This window comes from Pseudomonas sp. 8BK (assembly GCF_902506475.1).
GTDB classification, from domain to species: domain Bacteria; phylum Pseudomonadota; class Gammaproteobacteria; order Pseudomonadales; family Pseudomonadaceae; genus Aquipseudomonas; species Aquipseudomonas anguilliseptica.
The window spans coordinates 495,738-509,510 of record NZ_LR733252.1; the positions used below are offsets into that span (position 1 = coordinate 495,738).

18 protein-coding genes are annotated in these 13,773 nt (G+C 58.5%); 10 read left to right on the plus strand and 8 right to left on the minus strand.

All coding sequences use genetic code 11. The features are described 5' to 3' along the window. Positions 1–16 precede the first annotated feature (16 nt). The 3 genes from ACIN8IBEIGE_RS02205 to ACIN8IBEIGE_RS02215 are packed head-to-tail and all read right to left on the minus strand — an operon-like array spanning position 17 to position 1,772. Positions 17–451, minus strand: coding sequence for a VOC family protein (locus ACIN8IBEIGE_RS02205; RefSeq protein ID WP_160013218.1), 435 nt, complete (start codon positions 449–451; stop codon positions 17–19). A gap of 30 nt (positions 452–481) precedes the next feature. Further along, the gene (locus ACIN8IBEIGE_RS02210) at positions 482–1,144 is read right to left on the minus strand and encodes a YciC family protein (protein WP_160013219.1); all 663 of its coding nucleotides are present in this window, start codon (positions 1,142–1,144) and stop codon (positions 482–484) included. A 34-nt stretch (positions 1,145–1,178) separates the two neighbouring features. Next, positions 1,179–1,772: a cysteine hydrolase family protein gene (locus tag ACIN8IBEIGE_RS02215; protein ID WP_160013220.1), complete on the minus strand. Its 594-nt coding sequence runs from the start codon at positions 1,770–1,772 to the stop codon at positions 1,179–1,181. 90 nt (positions 1,773–1,862) lie between these two features. Here ACIN8IBEIGE_RS02215 and ACIN8IBEIGE_RS02220 point away from each other — a divergent pair, with 90 nt between their 5' ends. Together ACIN8IBEIGE_RS02220 and ACIN8IBEIGE_RS02225 are read left to right on the plus strand one after the other, a co-directional pair. Then, positions 1,863–2,342 carry an NYN domain-containing protein gene (locus tag ACIN8IBEIGE_RS02220; protein WP_160013221.1) on the plus strand — a complete coding sequence of 160 codons (480 nt, stop codon included), beginning with the start codon at positions 1,863–1,865 and terminating at the stop codon, positions 2,340–2,342. Positions 2,343–2,345: 3 nt separating this feature from the next. Continuing rightward, positions 2,346–2,972 (plus strand): PolC-type DNA polymerase III, encoded by a 627-nt coding sequence (locus tag ACIN8IBEIGE_RS02225; RefSeq protein WP_160013222.1) that lies wholly within the window; start codon positions 2,346–2,348, stop codon positions 2,970–2,972. 60 nt (positions 2,973–3,032) lie between these two features. Here ACIN8IBEIGE_RS02225 and ACIN8IBEIGE_RS02230 read toward each other — a convergent pair whose 3' ends face one another. Both ACIN8IBEIGE_RS02230 and ACIN8IBEIGE_RS02235 read right to left on the minus strand, forming a co-directional pair. Further along, entirely contained in the window at positions 3,033–3,998 is a 966-nt protein-coding gene (locus ACIN8IBEIGE_RS02230; RefSeq protein ID WP_090382012.1) for a hypothetical protein, read from the minus strand. A gap of 119 nt (positions 3,999–4,117) precedes the next feature. Further along, positions 4,118–5,023 carry a GlxA family transcriptional regulator gene (locus ACIN8IBEIGE_RS02235; protein WP_178124382.1) on the minus strand — a complete coding sequence of 302 codons (906 nt, stop codon included), beginning with the start codon at positions 5,021–5,023 and terminating at the stop codon, positions 4,118–4,120. A 239-nt stretch (positions 5,024–5,262) separates the two neighbouring features. Here ACIN8IBEIGE_RS02235 and ACIN8IBEIGE_RS02240 point away from each other — a divergent pair, with 239 nt between their 5' ends. After that, positions 5,263–6,399, plus strand: a complete 1,137-nt coding sequence (locus tag ACIN8IBEIGE_RS02240) for an acyl-CoA dehydrogenase family protein (protein ID WP_160013224.1) — start codon at positions 5,263–5,265, stop codon at positions 6,397–6,399. Between the two features lie 59 nt (positions 6,400–6,458). Here the strand turns inward: ACIN8IBEIGE_RS02240 and ACIN8IBEIGE_RS02245 are convergent, their stop codons facing one another. After that, entirely contained in the window at positions 6,459–7,496 is a 1,038-nt protein-coding gene (locus ACIN8IBEIGE_RS02245) for an NADP(H)-dependent aldo-keto reductase (protein ID WP_160013225.1), read from the minus strand. A 247-nt stretch (positions 7,497–7,743) separates the two neighbouring features. Between ACIN8IBEIGE_RS02245 and rplM the strand changes: the two genes are divergently transcribed. The 7 genes from rplM (at position 7,744) to ACIN8IBEIGE_RS02280 (ending at position 12,557) form a co-directional block, all read left to right on the plus strand. After that, positions 7,744–8,172, plus strand: coding sequence for a 50S ribosomal protein L13 (gene rplM, locus ACIN8IBEIGE_RS02250; protein ID WP_090382254.1), 429 nt, complete (start codon positions 7,744–7,746; stop codon positions 8,170–8,172). A 14-nt stretch (positions 8,173–8,186) separates the two neighbouring features. Further along, positions 8,187–8,579, plus strand: a complete 393-nt coding sequence (gene rpsI, locus ACIN8IBEIGE_RS02255) for a 30S ribosomal protein S9 (RefSeq protein ID WP_090382259.1) — start codon at positions 8,187–8,189, stop codon at positions 8,577–8,579. A gap of 258 nt (positions 8,580–8,837) precedes the next feature. Beyond that, positions 8,838–9,431: a ubiquinol-cytochrome c reductase iron-sulfur subunit gene (gene petA / locus ACIN8IBEIGE_RS02260; protein WP_090382265.1), complete on the plus strand. Its 594-nt coding sequence runs from the start codon at positions 8,838–8,840 to the stop codon at positions 9,429–9,431. Further along, positions 9,431–10,642 (plus strand): cytochrome bc complex cytochrome b subunit, encoded by a 1,212-nt coding sequence (locus tag ACIN8IBEIGE_RS02265; protein ID WP_160016285.1) that lies wholly within the window; start codon positions 9,431–9,433, stop codon positions 10,640–10,642. Before petA ends, ACIN8IBEIGE_RS02265 begins: the two co-directional genes overlap by 1 nt. Next, positions 10,642–11,421, plus strand: coding sequence for a cytochrome c1 (locus ACIN8IBEIGE_RS02270; RefSeq protein WP_160013226.1), 780 nt, complete (start codon positions 10,642–10,644; stop codon positions 11,419–11,421). Before ACIN8IBEIGE_RS02265 ends, ACIN8IBEIGE_RS02270 begins: the two co-directional genes overlap by 1 nt. Before the next feature lie 89 nt (positions 11,422–11,510). Then, complete coding sequence (locus tag ACIN8IBEIGE_RS02275) at positions 11,511–12,128, plus strand: glutathione S-transferase N-terminal domain-containing protein (protein WP_160013227.1); 618 nt, start codon at positions 11,511–11,513, stop codon at positions 12,126–12,128. Between the two features lie 15 nt (positions 12,129–12,143). Further along, positions 12,144–12,557, plus strand: a complete 414-nt coding sequence (locus ACIN8IBEIGE_RS02280; RefSeq protein WP_160013228.1) for a ClpXP protease specificity-enhancing factor — start codon at positions 12,144–12,146, stop codon at positions 12,555–12,557. 66 nt (positions 12,558–12,623) lie between these two features. On the opposite strand, the gene ACIN8IBEIGE_RS02285 is transcribed toward ACIN8IBEIGE_RS02280, so the two are convergent. Further along, positions 12,624–13,157 (minus strand): BON domain-containing protein, encoded by a 534-nt coding sequence (locus ACIN8IBEIGE_RS02285; protein ID WP_160013229.1) that lies wholly within the window; start codon positions 13,155–13,157, stop codon positions 12,624–12,626. Continuing rightward, positions 13,154–13,747, minus strand: a complete 594-nt coding sequence (locus ACIN8IBEIGE_RS02290; protein WP_090249136.1) for a phosphoheptose isomerase — start codon at positions 13,745–13,747, stop codon at positions 13,154–13,156. The genes ACIN8IBEIGE_RS02285 and ACIN8IBEIGE_RS02290 overlap by 4 nt, the downstream gene beginning before the upstream one ends. Between the last annotated feature and the right edge of the window lie 26 nt (positions 13,748–13,773).

Sequence of the window (13,773 nt, forward strand, 5' to 3'; positions counted from 1 at the left end):
TTACCGGCCTCAGCCATCAATGCTCGTGGGACTCGATATACACCTCGTAGATCATTTCCAGATCCCAGAACGCCGCCTCGATCTTGTGTCCGTCGAGGTCACGGACAAAGCAGCCGTAATAGGGCTCACCGTATTCAGCGCGTGGGCCGGGGGCGCCTTCATCGCTGGCGCCAGCTTCCAGGGCGGCCTGGTAGAAGTCATGCACGGCGGCCTTGTTCGCCGCGACAAAGCCAAAGTGGCTGCCATTGCCGATGCTTGCTGGTTTGCCGTTTATCGGCGTCTGCACCCAGAACTCCGGGTATTCGCGGCCATAGGCGACGGCACCAGGGTGGTCGAGTACGCGCTTGCAGCCGAGGGTGGCGAGAACCTGATCGTAGAAGGCGGTGGCCTTGTCGAATTGGTTGGTGCCGATGGAGATGTGCGAAAGGATGCTCGGGTTGGCATCAGCCATGGCTCTGTCCTCCTTGGGTGTCGCTGGCGTTCACTCGACTTCGGGCTGGGCGCTGCGCAGCATAAATAGACGAAACAGCACTACGCTTGAGAATAGTTGTAAAAAGCGGCTTGCGCAGTCCAGCAGCAGGCTGGCCAGGGCGTTGTCGGCGAGGATTGCGTTGGACTGACTCCAGCCATCCAGCAACCACAGCGGCAGCATGACAATCAGGATGCAGCCGAGCATGGGCCAGAAGTAACCGTTACTCAGTTGGAAGCTATCGTGCAGCGCCTTCATCGGGCTCAGGCCGCGCAATACCAACAGATATTCGGCAAACGCCAGTTTGACCATCAGCCAGATTCCCGGCAGCACGAACAGCGAAGCGCCGAGCAGAATCGCCAACGTAGTGAGGCCCGCCAGCAGCGCAAAACTTGGCCACAGGCGCAGGCTGGCAGCCAGCAGGTCGAGGGCTCGCGGCTGCAGGCCCTGGCTGCGTGCATCGAGAAACAGGATCAGCGCTGCGCTATATAACGGGTAGAACAGCAAACCGGCGAGCAGGCGCCAGAGAGTGGCGGATTCGGCAGCCACCAGGCTGGTGACCTGCTGCAGCAACAAACCTTCGAGCACGATCAACGGTAGGCACAGGCGGGCAATCGCCGCCAGGTTATGACTGAAGAAATACCAGGAGTCGCGTAAAGCGGAGAGCATATTCATAGGGGCAGGTTGGACTCGAATTCAGGCTCGCACTCTAGCTGATCCTGCTTGCCGCACCCAGTAATGCGGCAAGCAGATCGGTGCTGGTTAGCACCTCGGCATACTCATCACGCAAGTTCGCCATGGCCATGGCGTGCACCTCATCGGCGCTGCGTAGCTGTCCGTAGTAGTCAGTCTTGTCGAAGGTGTAGCAGGCATCTGCCACCACTTGGGTGATATAGCCCAGATTGCTGGCACTGCGCGCGGTGGCTTCAACTGAGTTTTCACTGGCCACCCCGACGATCACCACACGGCGAATGTTGCGAGCATGTAACCAGCGTTCAAGGCCACTATGGATAAAAGCGTCGGTCACGTTCTTCTCGAACACCTGCTCGGTAGCCTGTGGCGCCAGTTCCGGTTGGAATAACGCGCCACGTTGCCCTGGGGCAAACACCGAGTCGGCCTGGCGTGAAATATGGCGGATATGCACCAGCGGCAGGCCCGCACTGCGCCAGTATTCCAGTAGCTGAGCGATGCAGGCTTCGGCGCCAGGGTTGTTGCGCGGCGTGCTGACGCGCTGGATGCCTTGCTGCATATCGATAATCAGCAGTGCTGGGGTTTCTCGCGTATTGGCAGGGTTTGGATGCATTTCGACCGTCCTTGGCTATGGGCTGGCATACTGCGCGCTGACTTTAACCTGAGGGCTTTCTGCCCGTCAGCCGCATGATGAGGATTACCGGTGAAGAAGATCGCCGTATTCGCCGATGTACAGAACCTCTATTACACCGTGCGTCAGGCCTATGGTTGTCATTTCAACTATGCCGCGCTGTGGGCCGATATCAGCCAGTATGGACAGATTGTCGAAGCCTATGCCTACGCCATCGACCGCGGTGACCAGAAGCAGCAGCAGTTTCAGCAGATCCTGCGCAACCTCGGGTTTACCGTAAAACTCAAACCCTTTATCCAGCGCAGCGACGGTTCGGCCAAGGGTGATTGGGATGTCGGTATCACCATCGACATCATGGACGCTGCGCCACGAGTGGATGAGGTGGTGCTGGCCTCTGGTGATGGTGACTTCGACCTGCTGCTGGACAAGATTCGTGGCAGTTATGGTGTCGAGGCGGTGGCCTATGGCGTGCCAGGGCTGACCGCGCAATCGCTGGTGCGCGCGGCCAGCCGCTACGTGCCGATTGAAGGCAGCCTGCTGCTGAGAAACTGATCAATGCTTGCCGATTCCATCGCCGTACTCGACTTTGAAACCACCGGCATGTCGCCGGCCCAGCAGGCGCGCGCCACCGAGATCGGCGTGGTGATCGTTGAGGGCGGGCAGATCGTTGCGCGCTATCAGAGCCTGATGAATAGCGGCGCCTGGGTGCCGCCGTTTATCGAACAGCTCACTGGCATCAGTAACGCCATGCTGCGTACCGCGCCGCCTGCTGCGCAGGTGATGCAGGAGGTGGCGGAGTTTGTCGGCGAGCGCCCGCTGTTGGCGCATAACGCCAGTTTCGACCAGAAGTTCTGGGATGCCGAACTGGCGCTGATTCGTCGCCAGCGCGTGCAGCCGTTTGCCTGTTCCTTGCTGTTGTCGCGACGTCTGTTGCCTATGGCGCCCAGCCACAAGCTGGGCAATCTCAACCAGTGGCTTGGCCTGCCCGATACAGGCAAGGCGCACCGGGCGCTGGCCGATGCGGAGATGGCGGCTAATCTGACTTGCTTTATGACGGCGCTGCTGCGTGAACGGCACGGCATTGCCGAGATTACCCACGAGCTGCTGTGCAACCTGCAGCGGGTACCGGCGGCGAAGATGTCGCTGGCGTTGCAGAAAATCCGCGCTCACGCATTCAGTTAGCAGACGCCAGCTGCAATAAAAAGGCTGCCCGCAGGCAGCCTTTTTGCGTTTCAGGCGTACTCAGTTCTGCGCCAGCTTCTGCTCGTACTGGGCGAGCATTTTCTGCGCGTGAGCTACTTCCAATGCTTCCATGGCATTGATCGGTTTGATTGCTACGGCGCGCTTGAGGTGTTGCAGGGCCTTGGCTTGTTCGTCGTCGCCGTACACGTAGGTCAGGGCGTTGGCGTATTCGTAATGGCCGATGGGCAGATCGTCCTGGGCCTGGAAGCTGCGGCTGAAGTACTTCTCCATATTGTCGGCGCTGACGCCATAGGTCATGCGTCCGACCATCTTGCCTACCTTGCGAATTACCCCGGCCTCATAGCCGCCATACAGGGCCAGGGCGAACGGCTGCCGCGGATGCTTGGCCAGCAGGGCCTTGAGTTCGTTGGGGATCTGCGAGGTGTAGCCGCGCTTGAGTACCACCGGCACTGACAGTTCCTCGCCCAGGCGGGCCTTGGCATAGACGCGGCCGAACTGTGCGGCCACGTCGGCCTGGACCAGCTCGCCGGCCTGGTCGGTGTAGGTGATTACTTCTTCCAGCAGGCGGTGCTTCTCTTCCTGCTCTGGCACTAGAAACATGGCGTAGATTACCTGCGCGAACATTGCTGGGATCTGCCCGCCAACCCCGAGGGCCAGACCCTGTTGCTTGGCTTCGGCAAAGTCGCCGCGAAACACCAGGCGCCAGACGTCCTGCAGTTTTGCGGCGTAGAGCTCGGCTTCTTCCGGTTTGCCGGTAAAGCCGGTATTGGCCAGCACGGTCTTTTCCAGTGCCTGAGGGTGGGTTGTGGCCATGGTCACAACCCAGTCGGCGTCGGGGAAGGGGTAGTCAGTACCAAAGCCGCGCGTCAGTTGCGGCCAGGCTTGGCGCAGCTTGTCGCCCGAATAGTCATAGGCGCTTTGGTCGTAGGGGAAGGGCTTCCAGTTGTCGGCGGCGACAGCGCTGAAGCTGCAGGCGGCAAGTAAGGCAATAAGTGTGCGGCGCATGGCGATGACCTGATTGTTGTAAGTATGCGTCGATCATAAAGTGCTGCCGCCCGCGCCCCACCCATCCAAGGATGAGTTGCGCGGGTTTTCAGTACGCCGGGTACGTGCTCGCGCCGACCTTAAGCATGGCTGTCCTTGTGCTGGAACTGCCGGCGGTACTGGTTGGGTGACAGTTCCGTGTGCTGACGAAACAGCCGCGCGAAGAAGCTGGCATCGTCGTAACCCACTTCATAGCTGATGGTCTTGATGCTTTTGCGGGTGGCGCTGAGCAGACCCTTGGCGGTTTCGATGCGCAGGCGCTGCAGGTAGTGCAGCGGTTTATCGCCAGTGGCCGTCTGGAAACGGCGCATAAAGTTGCGGATGCTCATGCCGTGTTCGCGGGCCACATCCTCGAAGCGGAACTTGTCGGCAAAATGGTCCTCCAGCCATTGCTGGATTTGCAGGATGGTCATGTCGTGGTGCAGTTTCTGCCCGCCAAAGCCAATGCGCCCGGGGGCGTAGTTGCGCTGCACTTCATAAAGGATGTCTCGGGCCACGCCCTGTGCCACGCTGGCACCGCAGAATCGTTCGATCAGGTAGATGTAAAGGTCGCAGGCCGAGGTGACACCGCCTGCGCAGTACAGGTTGTCGGCATCCGACAGGTGCTTTTCCTGATTGAGCAGCACCTTGGGGAAGCGCTCGGCGAACTCGTTGAAGAAGCGCCAGTAGGTGGTCGCTTCCTTGCCATCGAGCAGGCCGGCCTGGGCCATCCAGAACACCCCGGTGGCCTCGCCACAGATCGCGCTGCCGGCGGCATGGCGCTGTTTCAGCCAGCTGAGCACCTGCGGGTGGCGCTGGCAGAGCGCATCGAAGTCGTCCCAGAAGGCCGGCAGGATAATCACGTCGGCATCTTCCAGTGCGCCGTCGACCGGAATCAGCACATCACTGAAGCTGCGCACTGGTTGGCCGTCAGGGCTGACCAGATGGATTTCGAAGGTCGGTGTCAGGCCCAGGCCTTGCTGCTTGCCATAGCGCAGGCTGGCCATATGAAAGAAGTCCTTGGCTTGCATCAGGGTCGAGGCAAACACCCCCTCGGTGGCAAGAATGCTGACGCGGTGCAGCGGCGCTGGTGACGGGTTCGGCATAGATAGTGTTCTTATTAAGGCTAAGTGGTCATGAGCTGGCTGGATCGTCTTATTTTTTGGCGCTTGTGTCCAGTGTGACCAAGCGTTTGCTTGGCTAAAGTCGAGGCCACTTTAAAACCGCTCTTCAAGCAGGTGTTGCCATGATCCCAAGAACGATTTTCAGCTCCGAACACGAACAGTTTCGCGACAGCGTGCGCAAGTTTCTTGAGCAGGAAGCCGTGCCCTTTCACCACCAGTGGGAGAAGGATGGCCACATCGATCGCGCGCTGTGGAGCAAGGCGGGGGAGGCGGGGATGCTCTGCTCGCATATCCCGGAAGAGTACGGTGGCATGGCCGCGGATTTTCTCTACAGCACCGTGGTGATCGAGGAGGTTGGGCGTCTTGGTCTGACCGGCATCGGTTTCTCCCTGCATTCGGACATCGTCGCGCCCTACATCCTGCATTACGGCAGCGAAGCGCAGAAGCAGCATTACCTGCCCAAGCTGGTATCCGGCGAGATGGTCACCGCCATTGCCATGACCGAGCCCGGTGCCGGCTCCGATCTGCAGGGGGTGAAAACCACTGCCGTGCTGGATGGCGACGAGTATGTGATCAACGGCTCGAAGACCTTTATCACCAATGGTTTTCTCGCCGACCTGGTGATCGTGGTGGCCAAGACCGATCCGAAGGCCGGCGCTAAGGGCACCAGCCTGTTTTTGGTTGAAGCCAACACCCCCGGTTTCTCCAAGGGCAAGCGCCTGGAGAAAGTAGGTATGAAGGCTCAGGACACCTCCGAGCTGTTCTTCCAGGACGTGCGCGTGCCCAAGGAAAATCTGCTGGGTCAGGCCGGTATGGGCTTCGCCTACCTAATGCAGGAGCTGCCGCAGGAGCGTCTGACCGTTGGTATCGGTGCGCTGTCCTCGGCGGAAGCGGCGCTGCAGTGGACCCTGGAGTACACCCGCGAGCGCAAGGCATTCGGCAAGGCAATTGGTGACTTTCAGAATACCCGCTTCAAATTGGCCGAGATGGCCACAGAGATTCAGGTGGGTCGGGTGTTTGTTGATCGCTGCCTGGAATTGCACCTGAATAAGAAGCTAGATGTGCCGACCGCCGCCATGCTCAAGTACTGGGGTACAGACCTGCAGTGCAAGGTGCTTGATGAGTGTGTGCAGCTGCACGGTGGCTACGGCTATATGTGGGAGTACCCGGTGGCCCGTGCCTGGGCTGATGCGCGGGTGCAGCGCATCTACGCCGGCACTAACGAGATCATGAAAGAGATCATCGCCCGCTCGCTGTGATCGGACGCTGAATAAAAAAGGCCCGGCTATTGCCGGGCTTTTTATGTCTCGCGCACTGATTAGGGGGCTGGGTTGGGCTGGGCTTTGTGAATCGCCTCGATACCAGCCAGTACCTCGGCAGAGAGTTTCAGTTCACTGCTGGCCAGGTTGCTGTCCAGTTGCTCCAGGCTGGTCGCGCCGATGATGTTGCTGGTTACAAAGGGTTGTGCAGTAACAAAGGCCAAGGCCATCTGTGCCGGATCCAGGCCATGTTCACGCGCTAGCGCGACATAGCGTGCGCATGCGTTTTCCGACTCCGGGTTGGTGTAACGCGAGAAGCGGCTGAACAGACTGATGCGGGCCCCGGCCGGGCGTGCGCCGTTCCCGTATTTGCCGCTGAGCATGCCAAACGCCAGGGGCGAGTAAGCCAGCAGGCCGCATTGTTCGCGGATAGCGATTTCCGCCAGGCCCACTTCGAAGCTGCGGTTGAGCAGGTTGTAGGGGTTCTGGATCGATACGCTGCGCGGCCAGCCGTGTTGTTCGGCCAGCTGCAGGAATTTCATGGTGCCCCAGGGCGTTTCATTGGACAGGCCGATATGGCGAATCTTGCCGGCCTTGACCTGCTCGTCCAAGGCTTCCAGGGTTTCTTCCAGTGGCGTGGAATCGCTTTCTTGGTGGCGATAACCGAGCTGGCCGAAGTAATTCGTTGGGCGTTCCGGCCAGTGCAGCTGGTAGAGGTCGATCCAGTCGGTCTGCAGGCGTTTGAGGCTGGCATCCAGCGCTGCAACGATATGTGCGCGGTTGTGTTTGAGCTGGCCGTCGCGGATATAACCGACGCCATTGCCGGGGCCGGCAATCTTGCTGGCCAGCACCCAGTCAGCACGATCACCGCGCTGTTTGAAGTAGTCACCGATGATCTGTTCGGTCTTGCTGTAGGTCTCGGCGCGCGGCGGTACCGGGTACATCTCGGCGGTATCGATGAAATTTACCCCGTAGGCCTTGGCGCGTTCGATCTGGGCGAAGCCCTCGCTAGAGCTGTTCTGTTCGCCCCAGGTCATGGTGCCCAGGCACAGACTGCTGACCTTGAGATCGGTGCGGCCGAGTTGGCGGTAATCCATTGCAAGCTCCTTAAAAACCGGTTGGCATAATCGTGTTGAAATTTTCCGCGCAATCTGCATAATTGCGCACCTCTTTCTGCAGTGGAAGTGATGCGCCGCCTGCCGAAGAATCTTGCCGTATTACGGACGCGCTGACCCGAGCCCCCGATAGCGCCTGTTTTCGGCTGCCTTTGACCTTGTCAAAGTACGCACTATTCAGTAAGATCCGCCGTCTTATTTATCAGGGCGGCCCCTGAGGCTATAAAGAATGAAAACTTTTACTGCTAAACCGGAAACAGTTAAGCGCGACTGGTTTGTCGTCGACGCTGCAGGTCAGACCCTGGGTCGTCTGGCTACCGAAGTTGCAAGCCGTCTGCGTGGCAAGCACAAGCCTGAATACACTCCGCACGTCGATACCGGTGACTACATCGTGATCATCAACGCTGAGCAGATTCGCGTTACTGGTGCCAAAACCACTGACAAGATGTACTACTCCCACTCCGGTTTCCCGGGCGGCATCAAGTCGATCAACTTCGAAAAGCTGATCGCTAAAGCTCCTGAGCGTGTGATCGAGACTGCGGTGAAAGGCATGCTGCCGAAGAATCCGCTGGGTCGCGACATGTACCGTAAGCTGAAGGTGTACGCGGGCGCTGCCCATCCGCACACTGCTCAGCAGCCCCAAGAACTGAAGATTTAACGGAATAGTTCATTATGTCGGCGACTCAAAATTACGGCACTGGCCGTCGCAAGACTGCAACCGCTCGCGTTTTCCTGCGTGCGGGCACTGGAAAAATCTCCATCAACAACCGCTCTCTTGACGGTTTCTTCGGTCGTGAAACTGCCCGCATGGTAGTTCGTCAGCCGCTGGAACTGGTTGAGATGACCGAGAAGTTCGATATCTTCGTTACCGTTATCGGTGGCGGTGTAAGTGGTCAGGCTGGCGCAATCCGCCACGGCATCACTCGCGCCCTGATGGACTATGACGAAGCTCTGCGTCCTGCACTGCGTAAAGCTGGCTTCGTGACTCGCGATGCCCGTGAAGTTGAGCGTAAGAAGGTTGGTCTGCGTAAAGCGCGTAAGCGTCCGCAGTACTCCAAGCGTTAATTCGCTACCAGCGTTCACAAAAAAACGCCCAGTTTCCTTTCGGAGCTGGGCGTTTTTTATGGGCGCCTATTTGCTCTGCGGCATCATGCCGCATCCGTGAATGCCCTGATTTGTAAGGGGTTGCGTCCGCTCTGTCAGGGTAATTACCTTGTCAGTAGAGGGGCTTTTCTTTACCATTTGGCAAATTTTTTGCGCGACTCGATTTTTACCTAGTATAGGCCTGACCAACAGGCCATAAAGCTGATGGGAGACGACTGAATGAGCAATGACGGCGTGAATGCAGGCCGGCGTCGCTTTCTGGTAGCGGCCACCTCTGTGGTGGGCGCTGCAGGAGCGGTGGGTGCCGCGGTCCCGTTCGTAGGGTCCTGGTTCCCAAGCGCCAAGGCTAAAGCTGCCGGAGCACCTGTAAAGGTGAACGTCAGCAAGATCGAGCCTGGCCAGCAGATGGTTGCCGAGTGGCGGGGGCAGCCGGTGTTTATCGTGCGCCGTACCGAGGAAATTCTCAGTAACCTGGTGAAAATCGAAGGTCAGCTTGCTGACTTCGACTCCAAGTCCTCCGAGCAGCCGAGTTATGTCGATCCGAAAACCCGTTCGATCAAGCCGGAAGTGCTGCTGCTGGTAGGCCTGTGTACCCACCTGGGTTGCGCGCCATCCTTCCGTCCGGAAGTGGCGCCTGCAGACCTCGGTGCTGAGTGGGTCGGTGGCTATTTCTGCCCATGCCACGGTTCGCGCTACGACCTCGCAGGTCGTGTGTACAAGGCTCAGCCTGCACCCTTGAACCTGCCGGTGCCGCCGCACACATACGAGTCGGATGATGTAATCATCATCGGTGTGGATCAGGAGCAAGCATGATGAGTAAATTCATGGAATGGGTCGATGCGCGCTTTCCCGCGACCAAGATGTGGGAAGACCATCTGTCCAAGTACTACGCCCCAAAGAACTTCAATTTCTTCTACTTCTTCGGCTCCCTGGCACTGCTGGTATTGGTCAATCAGATCGTTACCGGCGTCTGGCTGACCATGAGCTACACCCCATCGGCTGAGCAGGCGTTTGCTTCGGTCGAATACATCATGCGTGATGTCGAATACGGCTGGATCCTGCGCTACCTGCACTCCACCGGTGCTTCGGCGTTCTTCGTGGTGGTCTACCTGCACATGTTCCGCGGTCTGCTCTACGGCTCTTACCAGAAGCCGCGTGAGCTGGTGTGGATCTTCGGCATGCTGATCTATCTGATGCTGATGGCAGAGGCCTTTATGGGTTACCTGCTGCCATGGGGGCAGATGTCCTACTGGGGCGCCCAGGTGATCATTTCGCTGTTCGGTGCCATTCCGGTGATCGGTGCGGATCTGACTCAGTGGATCCGTGGTGACTACCTGATTTCTGGGATCACCCTGAATCGCTTCTTCGCCCTGCATGTAGTGGCTCTGCCGATCGTGATTCTGGGCCTGGTAGTGCTGCACATCCTGGCGCTGCATGAAGTCGGTTCGAACAACCCGGACGGCGTCGATATCAAGAAGAATAAGGACGAGAATGGCATTCCGCTCGACGGCATCGCCTTCCACCCTTACTACACCGTGAAAGATATCGTCGGTGTCGTGGTGTTCCTGTTTATCTTCTGTTTCGTGATCTTCTTCTTCCCGGAAATGGGTGGTTACTTCCTCGAGAAGCCGAACTTCGAAGCGGCCAACCCGTTCAAGACGCCTGAGCACATTGCCCCGGTTTGGTACTTCACCCCGTTCTACGCGATTCTGCGTGCGGTGCCGGACAAGTTGCTGGGTGTAATTGCCATGGGTGCGGCGATTGCGGTGCTGTTCGTGCTGCCGTGGCTGGACCGTAGCCCGGTCAAGTCGATGCGCTACAAGGGCTGGATGAGCAAGATCTGGCTGCTGATTTTCTGCGTGTCCTTCGTGATCCTTGGCGTGTTGGGCGTATTGTCGCCAACCCCAGGTCGTACGCTGCTGTCGCAGGTGTGTACCTTCCTGTACTTCGCGTACTTCATCCTGATGCCGTTCTATACCAAACACGAGAAGACCAAACCGGTTCCGGAAAGGGTGACTGGCTAATGAAGAAGCTATTTGCTGCACTCGTAATCGCTGCAATGCCGGCGCTGGCTTTGGGCGCTGGCAGTGGTTACCCACTGGATAAAGTGGATATTGATCTGACTGATAAAGTGGCTCTGCAGGATGGCGCGCGTACGTTCGCCAACTACTGCATGGGCTGCCACTCGGCGCAATACCAGCGCTATGAGCGTGTTGCTGATGACATTGGCGTTCCGCATGAAGTCATGCTGGAGAATCTGGTGTTCACTGGCGCGAAGATTGGCGAGCACATGAACATCGGTATGAAGCCGGCTGACGCAAAGGCCTGGTTTGGTGCTGCGCCGCCGGACCTGACCCTGGTTGCGCGTGTGCGTGGTAATGACTGGCTGTACACCTACCTGCGTACCTTCTATGACGATCCAACTCGTCCGCTGGGTGCCAACAATAAGGTCTTCCCGAACGTCGGCATGCCGAACGTTTTGGTCGGTCTGCAGGGTAAGCAGGTGATTGGTTGCAAGCAGGTGCAAGTGGTTGAAGACGGCAAGAAGCTGTTCGATCCACTGACCGGTACGCCGATCACTCACGAGGCCTGTGACCAGCTGACTGTTGAGCCGAAGACCGGCCAGCTGAGCACTGAAGAGTTTGACGAGAAGATCCAGAACCTTGTGACCTTCCTTGCGTACTCGGCCAACCCGGTCAAGTTGAAAAGTCAGCGCATCGGTACCTACGTTCTGCTGTATCTTGCCTTCTTCTTCGTATTCGCCTATCTGCTCAAGCGCGAGTACTGGAAGGACGTGCATTAATCCGCTGTATCTCCGTTGTTGACCTGCGCGCCCCTTTGGGCGCGCAGGTCTTTCTGCTTCACATAACTCTATAAGCGAGGAGGACCGCCATGGGCGTGACCAATCGGTTGGCCTGTTACTCCGACCCCGCCGACCACTATTCCCACCGCGTACGCATTGTGCTCGCCGAGAAGGGTGTCAGCGCCGATATCATCAGTGTCGAAAAGGACCGTTACCCGGCCAAGCTGCTGGAGGTTAATCCCTACGCCAGTCTGCCGACCCTGGTGGATCGCGATTTGGCTCTGTATGAGTCGACCGTGGTGATGGAATACCTGGATGAGCGCTACCCACATCCGCCATTGCTGCCGGTATACCCGGTAGCCCGCGCCAACAGCCGTTTGCTGATTCATCGCATCCAGCGTGACTGGTGCGCGCAGGTGGACCTGATTCTTGATCCGCGCAGCAAAGAGCCGGCCCGTGCCCTGGCGCGCAAAGAGCTGCGCGAGAGCCTGACAGGCGTATCGCCGCTATTTGCTGACAAGGCGTACTTCCTCAGTGAGGAATTGAGCCTGGTGGATTGTTGCCTGTTGCCGATTCTTTGGCGTTTGCCGATTCTGGGGATAGAGTTGCCAAAGCCGGCTAAGCCGTTGCTGGACTATATGGAGCGCCAGTTTGCTCGTGAAGCGTTCCAGGCCAGTCTGTCGCCTGTCGAACGTGATATGCGTTAACCCGAGGAGGTAGTGATGAAGTCGAGTCGTCCTTATCTGGTTCGTGCCCTCTATGAGTGGATCGTGGACAGCGACTGCACCCCGCACCTGCTGGTCAATGCCGAGTTTACCGGCGTGCAGGTGCCTGCCGGTTTTGCCAGTGATGGGCAGATTGTCCTGAATGTCTCGCCGACTGCCGTGCGTCATCTGCATATGGATAACGAGGCGGTGAGCTTCGAGGGGCGCTTTGCCGGGGTGCCGCAAAGCCTGTATATCCCTGCGGCTGCCGTGCTGGCGATCTATGCGCGGGAGAACGGTCAGGGCATGGTGTTTGATGCGGAGTCGCCGATGCTGGATGGTGATGAGATCGAAGAGCCCGATGAGCAGAGCCCTCCGGATGATGAGCCGCCACGCCCCAGTGGCAGGCCCAGTCTGAAAGTAGTCAAGTAAATATAAAAAAGGCGATCCGAAGATCGCCTTTTTTATGGTCGCCGCACGGGCGGTTTGTTGAAGTTGTCAGTTGGTGTACTGAAACAGCTTCACTATTTTCTGTACGCCAGACACGCTTTGCACCAGGTTGGTGGCGTGAGTGGCTTCGGCGCGCGACACCAGGCCGAGCATATAGACGATGCCGTTCTCGGTGACCACCTTGATGCGCGAGCCTGGCACGGTGCTGTCGGCGAGCATCTGAGTCTTGATGCGGCTGGTCAGTAGCGAGTCATTGCTGCGCACCAGCAGCGAAGTGGGCTGCAGAACCTGCAGTTCGTTGTGCACCTTCTTTACGTTGTTGACGCGGCGGGCGGCCTGTTCGGCCATGCTCTTGAGCTCGTTGCGTGGTGTCTGGCCGGCCAGCAGGACGACGCCGTTGTAGCTGGTGACGACGATGTGTGACGTCGGGCTGCTCAGGTCGATATGCGCGCGGGCAACACTGGAGCTGACTTCCGAGGGGATGAACTGGTCGTCGATCTTGTTGCCGACGCTGCGGTTGCCGCAGCCGGCCAGGGTGAGTGTCAAGGCAAGGGCGGCAAGGATCAGCGGTGAGCGGGTCATTCTTCACTCCCAAACAGTTGGCTGTCGATCAGGTCGCACAGGCAGTGGATGGCCAGCAGGTGAACTTCCTGAATGCGTGCGGTGACTTTCGAGGGTACGCGGATCTCCACGTCTTCCGGCAGCAATAGTGAAGCCATGCCGCCGCCATCGCGGCCGGTGAGGGCGACCACGGTCATCTCACGGTCGTGAGCGGCCTGGATGGCTTGAATCACGTTGGCTGAATTGCCGCTGGTGGAAATCGCCAGCAGCACGTCGCCCGGTTGGCCGAGGGCGCGAATTTGCTTGGAGAACACCTCGTTGTAGCTGTAATCGTTGGCGATCGAGGTGATGGTCGAGCTGTCAGTGGTCAAGGCGATGGCCGGCAGGCTCGGGCGCTCGCGCTCGAAGCGGTTGAGCAGCTCGGAAGAAAAGTGCTGGGCATCGCCGGCTGAGCCGCCGTTGCCGCAGGAGAGGATCTTGCCCTCGCTGAGCAGTGCCTGAACCATGGCCTGGCTGCCTTGCTCGATAAAGGGGATGAGCACTTCCATGGCCTGCTGCTTGGTTTCAATACTGGCTTGGAACAGGTGGCGAATACGGGCTTGCATGTCCATTGGAGATATAACCTTCAGTGTGGCTT